At 70.3% G+C, this 19,197-nt stretch carries 13 protein-coding genes and 1 pseudogene; 6 read left to right on the plus strand and 8 right to left on the minus strand.

Going from position 1 to position 19,197, the window contains the following annotated elements:
• The first annotated feature begins 123 nt into the window (after nucleotides 1–123).
• Nucleotides 124–1,132 (plus strand): annotated as a pseudogene (locus KF823_07230) (IS30 family transposase).
• A 243-nt stretch (nucleotides 1,133–1,375) separates the two neighbouring features.
• Here KF823_07230 and KF823_07235 read toward each other — a convergent pair.
• Nucleotides 1,376–3,823: an EAL domain-containing protein gene (locus KF823_07235; protein MBX3725697.1), complete on the minus strand. Its 2,448-nt coding sequence runs from the start codon at nucleotides 3,821–3,823 to the stop codon at nucleotides 1,376–1,378.
• 370 nt (nucleotides 3,824–4,193) lie between these two features.
• A complete protein-coding gene (locus KF823_07240) occupies nucleotides 4,194–4,598 on the minus strand; it encodes a globin (GenBank protein MBX3725698.1) in 405 nt (134 codons plus the stop codon).
• 298 nt (nucleotides 4,599–4,896) lie between these two features.
• Here KF823_07240 and KF823_07245 point away from each other — a divergent pair, with 298 nt between their 5' ends.
• Nucleotides 4,897–7,899, plus strand: coding sequence for a hypothetical protein (locus tag KF823_07245; protein ID MBX3725699.1), 3,003 nt, complete (start codon nucleotides 4,897–4,899; stop codon nucleotides 7,897–7,899).
• Nucleotides 7,900–8,223: 324 nt separating this feature from the next.
• On the opposite strand, the gene KF823_07250 is transcribed toward KF823_07245, so the two are convergent.
• Nucleotides 8,224–9,636 carry a type II secretion system F family protein gene (locus tag KF823_07250; protein MBX3725700.1) on the minus strand — a complete coding sequence of 471 codons (1,413 nt, stop codon included), beginning with the start codon at nucleotides 9,634–9,636 and terminating at the stop codon, nucleotides 8,224–8,226.
• Nucleotides 9,637–9,736: 100 nt separating this feature from the next.
• On the opposite strand from KF823_07250, the gene KF823_07255 reads away from it, so the two are divergent.
• From KF823_07255 to KF823_07270, 4 genes are read left to right on the plus strand one after another with little or no spacing between them, the layout of a single operon-like run.
• Nucleotides 9,737–10,597 carry a glycosyltransferase family 2 protein gene (locus tag KF823_07255; GenBank protein ID MBX3725701.1) on the plus strand — a complete coding sequence of 287 codons (861 nt, stop codon included), beginning with the start codon at nucleotides 9,737–9,739 and terminating at the stop codon, nucleotides 10,595–10,597.
• Nucleotides 10,594–11,373: a class I SAM-dependent methyltransferase gene (locus KF823_07260; GenBank protein ID MBX3725702.1), complete on the plus strand. Its 780-nt coding sequence runs from the start codon at nucleotides 10,594–10,596 to the stop codon at nucleotides 11,371–11,373. The genes KF823_07255 and KF823_07260 overlap by 4 nt, the downstream gene beginning before the upstream one ends.
• The gene (locus tag KF823_07265) at nucleotides 11,370–12,131 is read left to right on the plus strand and encodes a class I SAM-dependent methyltransferase (GenBank protein MBX3725703.1); all 762 of its coding nucleotides are present in this window, start codon (nucleotides 11,370–11,372) and stop codon (nucleotides 12,129–12,131) included. Before KF823_07260 ends, KF823_07265 begins: the two co-directional genes overlap by 4 nt.
• 57 nt (nucleotides 12,132–12,188) lie before the next feature.
• Nucleotides 12,189–13,091: a hypothetical protein gene (locus tag KF823_07270; protein ID MBX3725704.1), complete on the plus strand. Its 903-nt coding sequence runs from the start codon at nucleotides 12,189–12,191 to the stop codon at nucleotides 13,089–13,091.
• 19 nt (nucleotides 13,092–13,110) lie between these two features.
• Here KF823_07270 and KF823_07275 read toward each other — a convergent pair whose 3' ends face one another.
• From KF823_07275 to KF823_07295, 5 genes are all read right to left on the minus strand, one after another.
• On the minus strand, nucleotides 13,111–14,028 hold the full coding sequence (locus tag KF823_07275) for an NAD-dependent epimerase/dehydratase family protein (protein ID MBX3725705.1): 918 nt from the start codon (nucleotides 14,026–14,028) through the stop codon (nucleotides 13,111–13,113).
• The gene (locus KF823_07280) at nucleotides 14,025–15,176 is read right to left on the minus strand and encodes a glycosyltransferase family 4 protein (protein MBX3725706.1); all 1,152 of its coding nucleotides are present in this window, start codon (nucleotides 15,174–15,176) and stop codon (nucleotides 14,025–14,027) included. Before KF823_07280 ends, KF823_07275 begins: the two co-directional genes overlap by 4 nt.
• A 165-nt stretch (nucleotides 15,177–15,341) precedes the next feature.
• Nucleotides 15,342–16,838: an acyltransferase gene (locus KF823_07285; protein ID MBX3725707.1), complete on the minus strand. Its 1,497-nt coding sequence runs from the start codon at nucleotides 16,836–16,838 to the stop codon at nucleotides 15,342–15,344.
• A 15-nt stretch (nucleotides 16,839–16,853) separates the two neighbouring features.
• Complete coding sequence (locus KF823_07290) at nucleotides 16,854–17,312, minus strand: acyltransferase (GenBank protein ID MBX3725708.1); 459 nt, start codon at nucleotides 17,310–17,312, stop codon at nucleotides 16,854–16,856.
• An 8-nt stretch (nucleotides 17,313–17,320) separates the two neighbouring features.
• Nucleotides 17,321–19,144 (minus strand): hypothetical protein, encoded by a 1,824-nt coding sequence (locus KF823_07295; protein ID MBX3725709.1) that lies wholly within the window; start codon nucleotides 19,142–19,144, stop codon nucleotides 17,321–17,323.
• Nucleotides 19,145–19,197: the final 53 nt, after the last annotated feature.

The raw sequence follows: 19,197 nt of genomic DNA on the forward strand, positions 1-19,197 counted from the left end.
CTCTCGGCTGGTGGTCTCTAGACTGGAGTACAGCACCCCCCACCCCTGCTCGAGCGAAGAATCTGATGCCTTCCAGCTACCACCAACTGAGCGCCGAAGAGCGCGGCACGATCATGGCAATGAAAGTGCGACGAGAGAAGCGCACGGGAAATTGCTCGTTGTCTTGGCCGATCTGCCAGCACGATCACTCGTGAGCTCCGGCGGAACGACTACAAGGCCGCCCATGAGGTCGGGCGGATGGTCGTCCCTCCCGCATTGCTGGGGAGCTGACGCTCATCGAGCAGGCGTGAGAAAGCCGCCGAGTGCGCCAGGCGGCGCGAAGGCCACAGGCTGCAGGAAAGGGACCTTGCTCTGGGCAGGCGTTCGCCGGCTGCTCGAGCAAGGAGATGGTCCCCGGAACGAGTCGCGCAGCCACGCACTCAAGCGTGAGGAGGCACCCCGAGGCAGCCCGCCTTGCAAGCTAGCCACGAGACAATCTACACAGCGATCTACGCTCCTCGCGGCGAATTGCGCCAGGGAGTTGGTGAAGTTGCTTCGCCAAGGTCGCGGCACGCCGTCACTGCAGCCGGGCACCAAAGGCGCGGAGTACTGCAAGACATCGTGAGCATTCACGTGCGCCCTCCAGAGGTGGAGGCGGCTGATACCCGGTCACTGGGAGGGCGATTTCGACAGGGATCCGCACCAACCAGTCTTCGGTGGGCGTCTGTTCGAACGCCACAGCCGGTTGATGAATTGCTGGCGAAGATGGAGAGCGCGACAGCGGAAGCTGCTCTGACTGGCTTCACCAGAAGTTGAACTCGATTGCCAGACCCATGCGACGGACCAGCCTACGATCAGGGCAAGGAGATGGCGAGCATACTGCAGAACTGAGTGACAGACAGGGTTCAGGTGTGTTTCTGCGATCCACACAGTCCTTGGCAGAGGGGGTAGCTGCGAGAACACCAACGGACTGCTTCGCCAGTACCTGCCGAAAGAGGTTCCAGATCTGTCGGCCCACAGCCAGCAAGAGCTCGATGCGATAGCGAATCTGCTCAACACTCGCCCGCGCAAGACACTGGACTGGCGAACACCACTTCAAACCTTTGCTCTGGCGTTGACTCTGGCCGAAGCCACGAGCAAGACAGCACAGTAGTCAAGGCGTTGCACTTCCAGCTTGAATCCGCCGCTACTTTCTCTTGGAGAGCAAGAAGCGAAACTCAGCACACAGGGATGTGCGACGACAACGCCAAGGACGGCTTCCGCACGCCAGCGGGGCAGCGGCACGTTTCCGGTAAACCCAGACATCCCGGTCCGGCGCCGAAGCAGATCATGGCCAGCCCCGGCCCTCTCCCCCGCTCCCTCTCCCAGGTGGAAAGGGAAGCAAAGCGGCGCGGGGTTACAGCGGCGCGCCCAGGCGGTGCTGCTGCATGAACTGCGCGGCAGGCATCGGGCGCGCGAACAGGAAGCCCTGCAGCACGCCGCAGCCGGCGCGGCGCATGTGCTCGCACTGTTCGGGCGTCTCCACGCCCTCGGCCACCGCGACCAGGCCGAACTCGTCGGCGATGTGGACGATGGCCCGGACGATGGCGGCATCGCCGCGGTCGGCATCGGCGTTGCGCACGAAGCCCTGGTCGACCTTGACCTCGTGGAACGGCAGGTTCTTCAGGTGCAGCAAGCTGGAGTAGCCGGTGCCGAAATCGTCCAGCGACAGGCGCACGCCGATCTCGGCCAGCCGCCGCAGGCGCTCGCGCATCAGCTGCGAGTGGTCGAGCATGCTGCCCTCGGTGAGCTCCAGGGTCAGGCAGCCCGGGTCGATGCGGAAGCGCGACAACGACAGTTCGACCGCCTCGACGAAGCCGTCCTCCTGCAGCTGTCGGGCGCTGACATTGATCGCCAGCGGCACCGGCGGCCCGAACACCGAGCTGGCCTCGACGAGGCGGCAGGCTTCGGCCAGCACCCAGGCACCGACCGGCACGATCAGGCCGGTTTCCTCGGCCAGCGGGATGAACTCGGCCGGCATCACCAGGCCGCGCTGCGGGTGCTTCCAGCGGATCAGCGCCTCGGCGCCGCACAGCCTGCGCTCGCCATCGACCTTGGGTTGCAGGGCGAGCTGGAACTCGCCGCGCTCCAGGGCCACGCGCATGTCCTGCTCCAGCTCCAGGCGCGCGCGCACCGCGTCGTGCATCTGCTGGTGGAAGGCCACCGCGCGGCCGGCGCCACGCGCCTTGGCCGCGTACATGGCGGTGTCGGCCTCGCGGATCAGGTCGTCGTGGCTCTCGACCAGCACCTTGGGAAACACGGTGACGCCGACGCTGGCGTCCAGCCGGAAGGCGCGCTGGTTCAGCTGGAACGGCCGGCGGATCTCCTCGATCAGCCGGCGCGCCAGCTCCAGGGCGGTCTGCTCGGCATCGTCGGCCGATTCGCCGCAGACCGGCAGCAGCACCACCATCTCGTCGCCGCCCAGACGGGCGACGGTGTCGCCGCTGCGCACCGCCGCGCTCAGCCGGCGCGCCACCTCGCGCAGCACCTCGTCGCCGACCAGGTGGCCGAAGCTGTCGTTGATGCCCTTGAAGCCGTCGAGGTCGATGAACACCAGGGCGCCGAAACGGCCGGCCCGGCGCGCCGCCACCAGGGCCTCGCGCAGGCGGATGGTGACGACGTCGCGGTTGCTGAGCCCGGTCAGCGCGTCGGTGGTGGCGGCGCGGCGCAGCGACAGTTCGGCCTCGCGCCGCCCGGAGATGTCGAGCAGGACGCCCGCCATGCGCAGCGGCGCATCCTCGCCGTCGCGCTCGGTGACGGCACCACACGCCAGCATCCAGCGCCAGGCGCCCTCGGCACGGTCGGCGACCCGGAATTCGGCCTGGAACAGGCCGCGGCCATGGGTGAGGTATTCATCCAGGCGCTCGCGCAGGGCGGGCAGGTCCTCGGCGGCGATCAGGTCGTCCCAGCGCAGCGCCGTGGCAAGGTCCGGCTCGAGGCCAAGCAGGGCATGCCAATGCTCGTCGCCCTCGATGCGGCCGTTGGCCAGATGGGCGCTCCACAGGCCGATCTGGGCGGCCGACATCGCCAGGCTCAGCCAGCGCTCCTGGCGCCGCGCCCGCGTTTCGTCGGTGAAGCAGGACACCACGCCTTCGATGCCGCCGTCCAGACCGCGCAGTGGTTGGCTGTTGACGCGCAGCCAGCGGCGCTCGCCGTCCGCCAGGGCGATGCCCAGCGGGAAATCGGCGATCGCCTCGCCGGTGCGCAGGGTGACCAGGGGCGGGATCTGCTCGACCGGCAACGGCCGGCCCTCGCCGTCGGCGAACTGCCATCGCCGTTCATGCGGCGAACTGCCCGCCAGCAGATCGGCATCCATGCCCAGGATGGCATGCGCCATGGCGTTGGCCTGCAGGATCCGGCCCTCGGGGTCGTGCACCACCATGCCCGCCGGCAGGGCCGCGACCAGCGAGCGCAGCGCCTCCTCTCGCGCCAGCAGCCCGGAGACGTCGGTCTCCAGGTGCACGAAGCCGCTCAGCTCGCCAGCGGCATCGCGCAACGGCGCCATGTCCATGTCCAGGGGCAGGCTGGCGCCCTCGCGCCGGCACCGCCAGACCAGGAGGTGCAGGGGCTCGCCCTCGCGGCGCGCCTGGCTGATGCGCGCGCGCACCGGTGCCGGCACGCGCTTCTCGTCGAGCAGCGCACATATCGGCCGGCCCAGGACCTCGGGCGCGGTCCAGCCGAGCAGGCGGGAGAATCCGGCGTTGCACCAGGTGATCCGGCCATCGGGATCGGTCAGCAGAACCGCCATGCCGGTGCGCTCGGCGACCTGGGCGAGCTGCGGCAGCACACGGGGCAGCGCGGGCATGCCGGCGCGACCGTCCTCGCCGCCGGCAGCGGGAACGGCGCTGACGGCGCCCGGGCAGGCGTCCGCCGGCGCCGTCACCGGCGCAGCCGCCGCTGACGTTTTGGCTTGCTCATGCACGTTCCCCGGACTCCCCGGCCAGGCCGCTGGCAGGCCCGAAGGGTAGCCCAGGCCGGCGCCGGCCGCATGTCCCACAGTCGCCGGGGCGGTCGGCAAGGTCGCCGGGGTGCTGGCGTGCGCCTGGCAAGCTGCAAACGGCGCGGCCGACAGCGGCCGACAGCGGCCGACAGCGGCGCGCAAGCCGGCCGTACCGAACCGTACCGAACTGTACGGGGCGGCGGGGCGGCGAGGCGGCAAGCGGCTGCCCGGACGCTCAGTAGCGCGCAGTGAAGGTGGCCACCACCACGGCCAGCGCCCGGCGCCAGCGCGCTTCCAGCGCCGTCGTGAACTCGGGGTCGTGCTCGCGCAGGGTCACGACCAGCGCATCAACCCAGTACGGATACAGGTGCGGCGGCACCGGCGCATGGCCGCGACGGGAGTGGACATCGGCCATGTGCTGCACCGGCCGCTGCACCAGCGCACTGCCGCCGGCATGGGAAATGGCGATGCTCAGCCCGCGACGCAGCGCCATGCGCTGCCGGCCCATGTCGGTGTTCGCGAACATCGGCGCGATGTCCGGGTGGCTGGTCAGGAAGCGCCGGTAGAAGGCCTCGATCACCGGCCCGCCGCGCAGGGCGCGGCCGTAGCTGCTCTGGAGGTCGTCGAAGGAATCGGACATGGCGGCATCGGACGGAGACGGGCACGCTGGCAGTGTCCGCCGAGGCGGCCGGGAGCGCCTTGACCCAGGCCCTTGACAACGGGCCCCGATGCGTCGGCCCCCGACCCGCGACCTCCGCGAACGTGCGGCAGACCGCACCCACCCGCGATCCCGCGCCCCCGTTCGGCAACATCTGCCTGGTACGTCACGGGGCCCTACCGCTGCCCGCTGTGGCGGCGCGCGATCGCCTCGAAATTTGCGCATGCGCCGCAAAAGGCACGAAGATGCATCAACGCCCTTCCACCCCTCGGAGTCAGCCATGACGATCCGCGCCATCGCCATCACCCTGCTGACCGCGGCAGGCTGGTCCTCCCTGGGGGCACAGGCGGATGCCACACAGGCCGAGAGTCTTGCCGACTGCCTGGCCAGCGTCGAGGCCGTCTACCAGGCGGCGCGCATCTGGCCCGATGAGAATCCCGGCCCGCGTCCGGACGCATCCGCCCACCTGCAGCGCCAGCGCAGCCAGGAACAGGCCCGCGATCTTCCGCTGATGGCCGGCGTCCTGCAGCAGCGCTACGGGCTTCGCATCACCGCCGGCGACGTCCAGCGCGAACTGGACCGGATGGCGCAGCAGAGCGTGGCGCCCGACCGCCTTGCCGCCCTGTTCGCCGCACTCGACGACGACCCGCAGCGCGCCGCCCGCTGCCTGGCCTGGCCGCACCTGGTAAGGACGGCACTGGACGAGGCGGTCCACGCGGATGACCAGCTGCAGTCCGGCCCGCGTGAGGCGGCCCAGTCCGCCCTGCTGCGGCCGCTCGACCAGCCACCGCCCGATGCAAGGGTCGAGCGGCGCCGGTTCGTCACCGCATCGCAGGCACCGGCGTGGCGCGATGGCACGAGTGCCGACACCCTGGTGGACGCCACGTTCTGGCCCGACCTGCTGGCGCCTTTCCATCCCGGCCAGACCTGCACCGCGCCCGGCGCCTGCCTCAACGGCCCTGCCCGTCCGGTGCTGGAGGAAACCCGGCACGGCTGGCAGGTCATCCATCTGGAATCGGCCAGCGAGGACGAGATCGTCCTTGCCTACTGGCAGTTCGACAAGCGTTCGAGCGACGAGACCTGGGCCGTGCTGCGCCGATCCGATCTCGCACCCGTCGGCCCACCTTCGGGCGACTTCAGCCTGCAGGCGCCACTCAGAACGCAGGGCACCACCGACGCGGGCGAATGGCTGACCGGCTGGCATCCGCCCGCAGGCCGGATCCGGCACAGCACGGTATGGACCGGCACCGAGCTGGTCGTCTGGGGCGGTTGGCGCTTTGGCGTGCACGACGATGGCGGTCGCTACGACCGCACCCTGGACCGCTGGACACCGATTCCACCCGATGCGGTGGCAGGACTCCGGGAAGACCACACTGCCGTCTGGACCGGTACGCAGATGATCGTGTGGGGCGGCCGCAACGAGGTCGGCGATCCGCTGGACTCCGGCGCCGCATGGGATCCGGCCACCGGCGCATGGACCGCCTTGCCCCTGGCCGGAGCGCCGTCGCCGCGACACGAACATGCAGCCGTCTGGTCCGGTGAACACATGTACGTGTGGGGCGGCAGAAGCGGCACGACCGTGCTGGCCAACGGCGCCGTGTTCGATCCTTCGACCTGGACCTGGTCGCCCTTGCCCTCTGCGGGCGCGCCCCAACCCCGCAACCGGCCAGCGGTGGTTTGGGCCGGGGACCGGTTGGTGGTTCTGGCTGGCTCGTCGCCTACCGGTGGCCCCGGGCCGTTCATGTATGGCGCCAGTCTGGATCCAGACAGCAGCGCCTGGATCCCGCTGCCCGCCGCGGGGGCCATGCCCGGCGAGGGGCAGGCGGCCGTATGGACCGGCACGGAGCTGATCGTCTGGGGCGGCCATTTCGTCCCGGTGGGTGCCCGCTGGACACCCGGCGCCTTGCAGTGGACCCCGATGTCGACCGTGGACGCACCTTCTTCGCGCGACGGTCACGCGATGGTCTGGACCGGCGACGAGGTCCTGGTCTGGAGCGGCAGGCCGATTCCCTCAGGAATCGCACTGCGTGACGGTGGACGCTACCGTCCGGACCTCGATACATGGACGCCCATTCCCTATGCCCCCACGACCATCGGGCGGCGGCAGGTAGCCGCGGTCTGGACCGGTACGGAAATGATGTTTTGGGGTGGCTCCCCCTTGACCACCATCCTCGACAGCGGCGCACGATTCGACCCAACCACCGCGAACTGGACCGCGCTGCCGGGCGGTGACGGGCCGTGGCCGCGGGTCGGCCACGCCTCGGTCTGGACCGGTGCGGAACTGGTGATCTGGGGTGACGACTTCGGAAGGACCGGCATGCGCTTCGACCCGGCAACCTTCCGTTGGCAGCAGACCACCTCGATCGGTGCGCCGGGCACGCGGATCGGCATGGTCGGCGCGTGGACCGGCAGCGAGGTACTCGTTTGGGGGGGTGGGGGACCACCGACCAACGTCGGTGGACGCTATCGGCCGGACACCGACACCTGGCACTCGATGAACGCCACAGGTTCACCACTATCGAGCCGGTTCGCCAGTGGGGCCTGGACCGGCACGGAGCTGCTGGTCTGGGGGGGCGGCATCAATGGCCAGGGATCTGGAGCGGGCGGGCGCTACCATGCTGATACCGACACTTGGCAGATGATCGCCCCGGGCCCCCCGGGGCGCTGGCACCACGCCAGCGCGTGGACCGGCGACGCCTTGCTGGTGTGGGGCGGAATCAGGAGTCGGGACACACTTGCCGACGGTTTCATCTATTCACCGGCCAGCGACCAGTGGCAGCCCCTGCCATACGCGGGCAGCCCGGGCGCCCGCAACCATGCGACGGGTGTCTGGACCGGCGAGGGATTCATGGTCTGGGGTGGCCTCGGGCCGGATGGCAGCGAACTGGGCGATGGCGCGTTCTGGCGCCCCGGCGACGATGCGTGGTCCACCTTGCCCGGCGCGGGTGCACCCTCGGCACGCTGGGGCCATACGGCCACATGGACGGGGGATTCGGTCGTGGTCTGGGGTGGCTTCCAGTCGGACCAGGGCCTGGCGGATGGTGCACGACTGGCACCCAGCGGCGATCGCTGGTTGCCGATCAGCCCTACGAACGCGCCCACGGCGCGTGGCGCGCACGCTGCCACCTGGCTGGACGGCGTGGATCTTCTGGCCGTGGGGGGCGGCTACGACGATTTCCTGTTCCCCGCGGCCGACATGGGGCTGTATCAGCCGCCTTCGGAGCTGCTATTTGCCAACGGGTTCGAGTCGGGGACGCCGGACAGCCCGGTCGTCCCCCGCTGAGGCTGGGAACCTGGGCAGATCCGGGGCCGTGGTGCGCTGAGGTCCAGGCCGGGCCTCAGCCCCAGCGGCCGCAGGGATGCCTCGGGGCGTGACGCCATGCCGCCCAGCGCCCCGGCTGCCGCAGGAGGCACCCGCGCGCAACCATTGCCACGCCCTGGCCACAGCCGCCACACCCTGCCCGCGCCTGACCCCGGCATCTTTCGCGCGCGAGCGCGCTCCTGCCACGGTGGTGGCAGGGGAACCGCGTTCGGGTGCGGGGTTGCTGGAAACGCAACGGGGCGCCCGAAGGCGCCCCGTGCGGAATGCATCTGGCGCTGCGCGGCGTCAGCCGACGGTTGCCGCCAACTGGAAGATCGGCAGGTACATGGCGACCACCAGGGTGCCGACGATGGCGCCGATGATGACCATGATCAGCGGTTCCAGCGTCGAGCTGAGGGCGTCGACCGCGTTGTTGACCTCTTCCTCGTAGAACTCGGCGACCTTGACCATCATGGCGTCGAGCGCGCCGGCCTCCTCGCCGATCGCGGTCATCTGGATGACCATGTGCGGGAACAGGTTGGTCTGCGACATCGCCAGGTTGAGCGCATGGCCCACCGCGACGTCCTGCTGCACGCGCAGGGTGGCCTCGGTGTAGATGATGTTGCCGGTGGCACCGGCCACCGACTCCAGGGCCTCGACCAGGGGCACGCCGGCCTTGAAGGTGATCGCCAGGGTGCGCGCGAAACGCGCCAGCGCCGCCTTGTGCATGATCGGCCCGACGATGGGGATCTTCAGCATCAGCCGGTCCATGGTGCGGGCGACGTTGCGCGAGCGTTTTCGCGCATAGATCAGGCCGGAGATGGCACCGACGACCAGGACCAGCAGGTAGATGCCGTTCGACTGCATCCATTCGGAAAGACTGATGATCAGCAGGGTGAAACCGGGCAGGTCGGCGCCGAAGGCGCGGAACGATTCCTGGAACTGCGGGATGACCCAGATCAGCAGCAGGGCGGTGACCAGCATGGCGACCACCAGGACCATGGCCGGGTAGAACATGGCCTTCTTGATCTTGCCCTTGATCGACTCCATCCGCTCCTTGTAGTCGGCGATGGTCTTCAGGATGGTGTCGAGCACGCCGGCGCCCTCGCCGGCCTTGACCAGGCTGACGTAGAGCTCGTCGAACTGCACCGGATGCCTGGCCAGCGCCTCGTGCAAGGTGGAGCCGCCCTCGACATCGGTCTTGATGGCCTCGATCAGCTTCTTGAACTTCTGGTTCTTCTGGCCCTGGGCGAGGATGTCCAGGCTCTGCACCAGGGGCACGCCGGAGGCCATCATGGTGGCGATCTGGCGCGAGAAGAAGGCGATGTCCTTGGCCTTCACCGTCTTGCCGGCGCCGCCGAAGATCGACTTGGGCTTCTTGCGGACCTGGATGCCCGACAGCCCCTGCTTGCGCAGGTCGGCCCGGATCAGGGCTTCGGACTTGCCGACCACCTCGCCCTTCAGGATGACACCGCGCTTGTCCTTGCCCTGCCACAGGAAAGGCTGGGTCTGGGACACGGCGGCGCGGGTCGCGCCCCGGGTTGCAGTCGCTGTCGCCACGGGAATGTCTCCCCACAGACACTCGGATAGAGACTGCCGTTTTACCGGACCCCTGGGCGCCAGGCAAGCAATCTCAGGCACTTCCGGGCGGATTGTGGACGCCAGCACAGGAGTTGGCTCCGGTTCCGCGCACCTGGACCCGACAAACGGGACCGGCATCACGTTCCGGGACACGCGGGCCGGGACCTGCGCGGGCGGCCTCCCCCGCCGCCTTCGACCGCTGCGATTCGTTTAACCTTGCCGCCTGAGGGGATTCCGAATGAAGCTGAGCATCATCCTGCCCGCCAAGAACGAGGCCATCGGCCTGGCCCGGGTGCTGCCGGGCCTGCGCAGCCGGCAGCCCGACGCCGAGGTGATCGTCGTCGACGACGGCTCCACCGACGACACCGCCGCCGTGGCCCGCAGCCACGGCGCCACCGTGCTGTCCTCACCGTACTCGATGGGCAACGGCGCGGCGATCAAGCGCGGCGCCCGCGCGGCGACCGGCGAGGTCCTGGTGTTCATGGACGCCGACGGCCAGCACGACCCGGCGCACATCCCCGAGCTGCTGGCCCGACTCGACCAGGGCTACGACATGGCGGTGGGCGCCCGCGACAGCAGCGGCCAGGCCAGCCGCCACCGCGGCCTGGCCAACGCCCTGTACAACCGCCTGGCGAGCTGGATGACCGGCCATCCGGTGCTGGACCTGACCTCGGGCTTCCGCGCCGTGCGCGCAACCCGGTTCCGCGAGTTCCTGCACCTGCTTCCGAACGGCTTCAGCTACCCCACCACCATCACCATGGCGTTCTTCCGCAGCGCCTTCCCGGTGGCCTACGTGCCGGTGCCGGTGGCGCGCCGCGAGGGCACCACCAGCCATATCCGCCCGATCAAGGACGGCCTGCGCTTCCTGCTGATCATCTTCAAGATCGCCACCCTGTATTCGCCGCTGAAGCTGTTCGTGCCGACCGCCTTCGCGTTCGCGATGCTGGGACTGGGGCACTACGCCTACACCTTTGCCACCCAGGGCCGCTTCACCAACATGAGCGCCCTGCTGCTGAGCGCCGCGGTGATCGTGTTCCTGGTCGGCCTGGTGTCCGAGCAGATCACCAGCCTCACCTACCGGCGCGACGAGCGCGAATGAGCGTCGGCGGCCTCGCGCGCAGGCTGCTGGCGCCGCTGCGGCGCACGCCGCTGCATCCGCAGTGGCTGCTTGGACCGGCCCGTCGCCTGGCCCCCTGGGTCCGCGAACATGCCCGCGGGCGAGTCCTCGACGTGGGCTGCGCGGACCGCTGGGTGCGTGGACACCTGCCTGAGGACGCCGAATACGTGGCGCTCGACTATCCGGCCACCGGCGCCGGACTGTACCGTGCACGACCCGACCTGTTCGGCGATGCCGCGCGGCTGCCCATCCGCTCGGCGACGTTCGACACAGTGGTCATGCTGGAAGTGCTGGAGCACCTGCGGTACCCGCGGGAGGCGCTGGCGGAGGCGAGGCGTGTTCTGACGCCGGGCGGCATCGCCATCGTCAGCATGCCCTTTCTCTATCCCCTCCACGATGCACCGCACGACTACCAGCGCTACACCCGCCATGGCCTGGAGCGCGAACTGGCGGCATCGGGCCTGGCGATCCGCCACTTACAACCTTCGCTTGGCAGCGTCGCCAGTGCCGCCCTGCTGTTCAATATCGCCCTGGCCGGAACCGTGCTGACGGCGGCACGGCGACGGCATCCGGGCGCGCTGCTCGCACCTGCGCTGCTTGCGCTGATCCCGCTGGTCAACCTTGCCGGCTGGCTGCTTGGCCACCTCCTGCCCGACTGGGAGGCCTTCACCAGCGGGTTCGTGTTGGTCGCGCGGGCAGAGGAGACAGCCGGTTCTGACGGCCGGGCAATCCCTGATTGCCGGGGTGCCGTCGGATGACCGACCGCGGCTACCAGCACGGCTACGCGGCGATCAACCCGCAGATGCATGCCGAACAGGGCAGGCAGCGCAAGGCGGCCACGATGCTGGCCGTCCTGGGCGAGGCCCTGGGCCCGGACCGCCTGGCACAGGCCCGTTTGCTGAACCTTGGGTGTTCGGCCGGCATCATCGACGCGTTCATGGCACCCCACGTCGGTACGGTGCTGGGCGTCGACATCGACAGTGATGCGGTTGCAGCAGCGATGCGAACGCGTGCCGGCGGCAACCTGAGCTTCCGGGTGGCCGACGCCATGGCGCTTGACCTTGCGGACGGCAGTTTCGACATCGTCATCTGCTCGCAGGTCTACGAGCATGTGCCGGATTCGACGCGCCTGATTGCGGAGATCGAGCGCGTGCTGGCCCCGGGAGGCGTGTGCTATTTCGCCGCCACAAACCGGTGGGCGCTGATCGAGCAGCACTACCACCTGCCCCTGCTGTCCTGGCTTCCGCAACGTATGGCCAATGGTTACCTGCGGCTGATGCGGCGGGGTGACCGCTACTACGAGCGGCACCTGGGCTACTTCGCTCTGCGCCGGCTGGCCCGGGCGTTCAGAATCGAGGATCGCACCGGCGCGATCCTTGCCGACCCGGATCGCTACCAGGCGGGCTACCTTTTCTCCCGCCGGCCTACGAGATGGCTGGCGCGCGCCTGGTTCACCCTGCTGCGCCCTCTCTTCCCGGGGTACATCTGGCTGCTCTGGAAGCAGCCGGGTCGTTGAGGCATGGATCTCGGCCCGGAAAGCCATAGAAACCGTCGCTGGCGGACGATCTTGGGCGTGGTGGTCAGTGGCGCGGCCCTGGCATGGGTCGGCGTGCTGCTGTGGCGGACCTGGCCCGTTTTCCGGGAGGGCCTTGGCCAGGTCGACCGCCCGATGATGCTGGCGGGATTCGCTCTGGTGGCGGTGGCATCTCTCCTGGTTTTCGAGGCATTCCGGCCCCTGGCACGGGTGTCCGGCATCACCGGCCTATCGCCGCTCCAGCTCGGCCACCTGCATTTCACATCGCAGTTGCTGCGGCATCTGCCCGGCAGGATATGGGGCATCGGTTACCAGATCGCCGGTGGCCGGCCAGGCGGCTCGGTCGGCGCCTGGCTGGTCGTCAATGTCCTGCACATGGGACTGGCCATCTACTTTGCCCTGCTGACCTCGGCCCTGGTCCTGCTGGTCCCAGGGGACGTACCGCTGGCCGTACTCGCCGGTGCCGCCGGCCTCGCGCTGTACGCAGTCGGGTGGCGCCTCGCGCGCGCCACATGGCTGACTCGAAAGGTGGCGCCGATGCGCGGCCGGACCGGGGCCGCGCTCAGGGTTGTCGTCGGGAGCGCAGCGCGCGCCCGCACCCAGGACGCAGGACATGCCGCCCTCGCCTTCGTGGCGAGCTGGATCGCTATGTACGGCGCGTGGCTGTGCTTCGCCGCCGCCTACCCGGCGCTGCAGCCCGCGGAGGGTGCCCGCCTGCTGGCCCTGTACATGATCGCCTGGTTCGTGGGCTACGCCACTGTGGTGAGTCCGTCCGGTCTGGGCGTGCGTGAGTTGGTGTTCGCCGCGCTCGCACACGATGCGGGGGCGGATGTCGTTGCCTACCTGGCTATTGCCGGACGGGTCAGCTTATTGTCCGGCGACCTTGTGCTTGGCCTGCTGTTCGCGCCTTTCGTGCCAACGAAGTCGCAAAGATCTGGCTGATGAGCATCCGCACTTGCTGTCAGAGCGGCCCGGGCTCCTGGAACCAGGACCAGGTCCGGCGAAGTCCCTGCTCAAGCGACGTACGGGCCTGCCAACCGTGGGACTCGAACGCCGCCGCCGACGAGGGTGCAATGGTCGCCACGTCCACCCGCCGACCCGGCTGGAAGACCCGGTGCATCGACCTGCCGCACACCGTGGCCACAGTGTCCAGCAAGTCGACGAGGCTCACGGCCTGACCGCTTGCGGCGTTGAAGACCGAGAAACCCGGGAAGGCACCGGCGCGGACCACCGTCTCGATCAGGTCGACCAGGTCGTCGATGTACAGGTAGTCGCGCACGGTGGAGCCATCGCCCCAGAGCGTGACCGGCTCCCCTGAAAGCGCCGCCGCCATCGCGGTGGGCACGATTCCGAAACCGCCGCGCTGCCCCTGGCCGGGCCCATAGACGTTACTGGGCCGCAGGACCACCACCGCGCCGCCGTATTGGCTGGCATAGGCGGACAGGAACAGCTCGACCGCCGCCTTGGCCGCGCCATGGTAGGAGCGCGGCCGCAGGGGCTGGGCTTCCCGCACCGGCGCATCGCCGCAGTCGCCGTAGACGGTGCCGCCGGACGACAGGTACAGCACCCCACAGCCGGCCACCGATTGCAGCGCTTCGACCAGTGCCAGCGATACCGCCAGGTTGGCGGCGATCTCCGCGCGCGGCTGGCCCAGGGTGCTGCCTGGCGTGCTTCCGGCCGCGGCATGGACCAGCCAATCGCACCCCTCGAGCGCCTCGCGGAACTGCAACGGATCGCTGAAATCGGCGACCTGGCAGGCCACGGCCAGCCCGGGCGCTGGTCGGCGCAGCAGCGCAACCACCTCGTGGCCACCCGCGGCCAGTCGTGCGCAGGTGGCACGACCGATGAATCCGCCGCCGCCCAGCACCGCGATCTTCATGGCCGGTCCCTTGCGAGCAGCTCACGGTACAGCGCGACGTAGCGCGCAGCGCAATCGTCCCAGGTGCCGATCTGCGCCTTGACCCATTCCTGCGCCGCCACACCGATGGCGTGGTTGCGCTCGCGCTGCTCCAACGCCTCCAAGGCCGGCGCAAGCGCCTCGGCGCGTTCGCACAACCAGCCGGTCTCGCCGTGACGCAGCAGGTCTCGATGCGCCGCAATGCCAGAGGCGATGATCGGCAGGCCGGCGGCCATGGCTTCCAGCATCACCTGGGGACGGCCTTCCGCATGTTGGCTGAGCGTGATCAGGCCCTGCGCCGCCGGAAAGACCTGCGCGCACAACTGCTCGGGGGTGGCGGGGCCATGGTGGATGACCCAGGGCGGCAGGCGCATGTCCTGCTGCATGGGGCCATACAGGTGAAGCTCGCGACGGCCGTCCGCGAAGTGCGGCGCGGCCCAGTCGAACAAGGTGCCGATCTTGCCGTGGGTGATGCGGCTCACGCACACCCAGCGCGCCGGCGCCGCGGGCGCGCGCTGCACCGCAAACCAGCACGGATCGATGCCGAACGGCACGAAGCGAACCCGGGCGACATCGCCGAAACGACGCTCCAGCTCCGGCACCATCCATTCGGCATTGGGGCAGATCGCCGTGGCCCGCCGTCGGAACACCCGCCGCAGCAGCCAGGTCATGCCGGGCAGGCGCAACAGCTGCATGTCGGTGCCCAGCACCGTGGTCAGCAGCGGCACCCGGTCTCCGGGCAGCACCAGCGCGTTCTGCAGCCAGTTGACATGGCGCAGGTCGAGACCCGTCTCGCGGCGGTACAGCGCGCGCAGATGGCCGAGCAGGCGCAGCGGTTGCCACAGGCCGCGAAGGCCGCCGGCGCGCACCAGGTGGGCGATGCCGCCGGCCGCCATCAGGCGGGCCAGCCAGGCCGACTCGGCGGGGGTCGCGGCGTCGGCGACGTTGTCCGGCAGTTCGCCCGGCGGATTCCAGTTGCGCAGTGCGAGATCGCGGCGGCGGGCGAGCGCGTGGGTCAGGTGGCGGATGAACAGTCCCCGCCAGTCGGAGGGGCCGGCGGGGTAGGAGGTGCTGACCATCAGCAACCGGCGAACGATGTCCGCATCCGGCGCCTGGTCGGCCAGTCGCATCTCACCCACCGTTTCCACCCTGCCCCCCTTTGCTGGCGCCGTGCCGGCCCAGGCCGCATGGTACGACGGCCAGTCCAGCTTCCGGGCTGCCGCCATGACGCCGGACAACGACGGGATACCGGGTTGCCAACAGCGGCCGGGCGCCGGCCGGCGCAGCGCGCCGGTTCAGCGCGTCGTGCCGGCACTCTCCGCTGGGCCCCCGGCGTACCCGCCGATCGCAAGGGCCGCGGCGAGCCTCGGCGCCAGGCGGCGCGCGAAACTGCCGTTCAGGTGCTGCTCGTCGCGGAACGCCAGGTATCCCTCATGCAGCGCGCGGCACAGACCTTCGGGACATACGGCTGCGTTGAGGTCGATCACCGCCACCGTCGGATAGGCTGCTGCGGCGGCGCGCAGCGCGTCGTGCACGCGCGCATTCTCCACCTCATCCAGCGGCGGCGCCTCGCAACCACGCCTGGTGCCCAGCCATTCCAGAAGCAGTCCCTGCCGGGCGACGCATTGACGGGGATCGAACCGCAGGCGAGGTGTGGAGCGCAGCAGGCGCACCTGGCCGACCGCCGGCACCACCCGGTCCAGCACCCGGGCCGTGGCCGCCTGCCACGTCTGTGCATCCAGGGGGTAGGTGTGGCTGGAGCCGATCACCAGCAGGTCCGGGCGCTGCGCTTCGATCCAGTCCAGGGCCGCCGCGCGCCAGCGCGTGCATTCGCTGTAGATGCGGCCGATCCGCGGATAGAACAGCTCGACATCGGCGATCGGGCAGGCCGACTTGGTCAGCACCACCAGCCGCCAGTCCGGCGCGGCCAGCACCTCGGCCAGGGCCGGAAACCACTGCAGTCCGACGCTGTCGCCCAGCACGACGGCGGTCCGGGGCGCCCGCTCGGGGCCGAAGGCACAAGGCTTGAGCTGGTCGCTGTTGAACCAGTCGTCGCAATCCATGGCGTAGATCACCGGCGCCTCCACCACCGCCACCGACCGCCCCGCTTCCACGCGGCCCTGGGCGAGGCCGGCGGCGAGTCCCTGCCAGTGCAGGGCCAGGGTCACCGCCAGCGCCATGGCGCCGACCGCGGCCAGCAGGCCGCGCCTGGGCGGCCGCAGGAACCACTCCTGGCGGCGCAGGGGCGCCTCCACCAGACGGTAGCTGCCGGTGGCCAGCAGCAGGGCCAGCAGGACCAGGGCCAGGTTCGGCAGCAGACGCCCGGCGCCTAGCAGGTGGCCGCCGATCACCAGCACCGGCCAGTGCCACAGGTACCAGCCGTAGGACAGCCGGCCCAGGCCCTGCGCCATGGGTGCCGAAAGCAGGCGGCTGGCGAAGGCGCGCGGTGCCAGGCCACCCGCCCACAACGCCAGCGCGGTGCCCAGCGTCGGCAACAGGGCGGCCAGGCCGGGATGGGGCTGGTGTTCGTCCAGCACGGCCACGCCGGCCAGGATCAGACCCAGACCGACGACGCCGGCCGCACCCGCCCATCGACCGTCGCCAGGGCGCGGAGCCGACAGGCAGACCAGGGCGCCGGCCGCGAACTGCCAGGCCCGTGTCGGCATCAGATAGAACGCGGCTGCCGGATTGGAAGGGAGCACCAGCAGACAGGCGGACAGACTGACCAGCAACAGCACCGCAAAGCCGGTCGCCGGCCGGCCGCGACCGGCCACCATCAGTCCGGCGACCACCGCCGGCCAGACCAGTTAGAACTGCTCCTCGACGCCCAGCGACCAGGTGTGCAGGAAGGGGTTGCCTGCTGCGGCCGGTCCGAAGTAATCGACCGCCGCGGTCAGGAAATGCAGGTTGGACAGCCACAGGGCGGAACTGGCCGCCGCCATGGCATGGTCGCCCTGCAGGTGCGGCGGCAGCAACAGCAGTGCGGCCAGCGCAGTGACCGCCAGCATCAGCAGCAGGGCCGGCAGCAGGCGGCGGAAGCGCCGCGCGTAGAAGCGCGCCCAGTCGATGCCACCGCTGCGGCGGTGCTCGGCCACCAGAAGGCGTGTGATCAGAAAGCCGGACAGGACGAAGAACACGTCGACGCCGATGAAGCCGCCTGCCATGCCGGGCGCGCCGGCATGGCAGGCCACCACGGGGCAGACCACCAAAGCGCGCAGGCCCTCGATGTCCGGGCGGTAGTCGCCGCCGCCGGCCGCCGCACTCATGCCGGCACTCAGGACCCGTCGGCGTCGGCGGCGAGACGTTCCGCGGCCTGCAGCAGCCAGGCGGCCTCCTCGGCATGGCCGTCGGCGGCCAGGACCCCGGCGACCTGGCGCACATAGGCCGGGTCGCCCGCGCTGCGCCGGGCAACCTCACGCAGGGCGGCACGGGTGCGCTCCGGATCGTCCAGGTCCTTCATGGCCAGGTCGGCCAGGGCCATGGCCATGTGCGCCGGCAGGTCCGGGCGCCGCACCAGCAACAGCGCCAGCACCCGGTACAGCGCCTCGGCATCCAGAGTCAGGCCTTCCTGGTGGCGCTGCAGCAGGCCAGTCACCGCCACCACTTCCTGGGGTCCAACCCGCCGATGCGCCAGCTTGTCTTCGATCGCCGCCCACCAGGCCGGATCGACCGGCTGGCCGGCGGCGGTGGCGAGCAGGATCAGGCCCTGTTCGGGCAGCGGCGAGGCGCCCGGCAGGTCGGCGGCACGCTGGAATTCGGCCCTGGCCAGGCCGTAGGCGCGGTGCTCCGGGTCGTAGCCGCTGGCGTGCATGTACTGTTCGGCCAGGTCGGTGGCGGCACGTGGCGAGGTCGGATTGCGCTCGGCCAGGTCCAGGGCCAGCAGGGTGGGGTCGCCCCAGGTCGCCGTGCGCAGCAAGGTGGCGGCGGCCAGGGCCGCCAGCGCCACGCCGACCAGCACCGGGCGCAGCTTGCCCCAGGGCAGGCGCCTGAGCAGATCGGCGGCAGCCAGCAGCACGCCCAGCAGCGACAGGTAGTTGCGGTGCTCGAAGACCAGCTCAAGGTTCACCCAGTTGCTGGTCAGGGCATGGCAGGCGAAGAACCAGACGATGCCCAGGGCGGCCAGCGGCGCGCGCTGGCGCAGCCGCCAGGCCAGGGCCAGCAGGCCGGCCAGCAGCAGCGCGCCCAGCGCCGTCGTGGCCGGGCTGAACCAGCCGCGCGATGCCGGATAGGCGTCGTAGTAGAAGTCCAGAAAGCCCGGCAAGGGCAACACGGACCACAGCAGGTAGCCGGGCAGCACGCGCATCTGGGTGAGCACCCGCTGGTAACCGTCGTAGTCGCGAATGGCGAATCCTTCGGCTGCGCCGAAGCGCGGCAGCAGCCAGAACGCGAACACCACGAAGCCCGCCGCCAGCACCGCCAGCCAGGCGCCGCGCAGCGCCGCCGAAACGCCGCCGGCGCTGCGGAAGCGAAGCAGCAGCGCCTCCACCGCGAACAGCAGCAGGGGCAGCACCACCGCGCTTTCCTTGGCCAGCACGGCCAGGCCGGACCAGCAGGCAGCGACTCCCAGCCAGGGCCAGCCGCGCCGCCCGGCGATCTGGTCCTGGCGGCCGCGCAGGTAGGCGACCAGGGCCAGCAGCATGAAAAGCGCCGCCAGCATCTCCATGCGCTGCACCACGTACAGCACGGTCGACACCTGCAGGGGATGCGCCGCCCAGGCGGCGGCCAGCAGCAACGCCGCCCAGGGCCCCCAGCGCCGGCCCGTATCGAGTCGCAGCAGGCGGCGCACCAGCAGGAACACCAGCAGGGCATTGACCAGGTGGATGGCCAGGTTGGTGCGTTTGAAGCGGGCCGGCTCCAGGCCGCCGGCGGCGGCATGGTCCATGGCGAAGCTCACCGTGGACAGGGGCCGGCCCAGGCCGTCACGGTAACTGCCGGCCGCGCGCCGCAGCGTCTCGGGCGACAGGCTGGCGGCGTGGACCTGTTCCTTGAAGACGATGTTGGGATAGTCGTCGAACAGGAAACCGCCGGACAGGCCGGGCAGGTAGAGCAGGGTCAGGCCCAGCAGCAGGACAAGCAGGGCGGCGACCGCCCGCAGCATGGCATTCAATCCGGTGGCCCCCTCGTGGTCGACCGGGCCGCACGCGGCGCCGG

Source organism: Lysobacterales bacterium, assembly GCA_019634735.1.
GTDB lineage: Bacteria > Pseudomonadota > Gammaproteobacteria > Xanthomonadales > UBA2363 > Pseudofulvimonas.

Excerpts from the sequence above, each read along its gene's own strand:
- KF823_07265 (MBX3725703.1), top strand. The coding sequence starts at position 11,370 with ATGACCGACCGCGGCTACCAGCACGGCTACGCGGCGATCAACCCGCAG.
- KF823_07250 (MBX3725700.1), bottom strand. The coding sequence starts at position 9,636 with ATGCCGGTCCCGTTTGTCGGGTCCAGGTGCGCGGAACCGGAGCCAACT.
- KF823_07245 (MBX3725699.1), top strand. The coding sequence starts at position 4,897 with ATGACGATCCGCGCCATCGCCATCACCCTGCTGACCGCGGCAGGCTGG.
- KF823_07275 (MBX3725705.1), bottom strand. The coding sequence starts at position 14,028 with ATGAAGATCGCGGTGCTGGGCGGCGGCGGATTCATCGGTCGTGCCACC.
- KF823_07280 (MBX3725706.1), bottom strand. The coding sequence starts at position 15,176 with ATGCGACTGGCCGACCAGGCGCCGGATGCGGACATCGTTCGCCGGTTG.
- KF823_07260 (MBX3725702.1), top strand. The coding sequence starts at position 10,594 with ATGAGCGTCGGCGGCCTCGCGCGCAGGCTGCTGGCGCCGCTGCGGCGC.
- KF823_07240 (MBX3725698.1), bottom strand. The coding sequence starts at position 4,598 with ATGTCCGATTCCTTCGACGACCTCCAGAGCAGCTACGGCCGCGCCCTG.
- KF823_07235 (MBX3725697.1), bottom strand. The coding sequence starts at position 3,823 with ATGCCCGCGCTGCCCCGTGTGCTGCCGCAGCTCGCCCAGGTCGCCGAG.
- KF823_07255 (MBX3725701.1), top strand. The coding sequence starts at position 9,737 with ATGAAGCTGAGCATCATCCTGCCCGCCAAGAACGAGGCCATCGGCCTG.
- KF823_07295 (MBX3725709.1), bottom strand. The coding sequence starts at position 19,144 with ATGCTGCGGGCGGTCGCCGCCCTGCTTGTCCTGCTGCTGGGCCTGACC.
- KF823_07290 (MBX3725708.1), bottom strand. The coding sequence starts at position 17,312 with ATGAGTGCGGCGGCCGGCGGCGGCGACTACCGCCCGGACATCGAGGGC.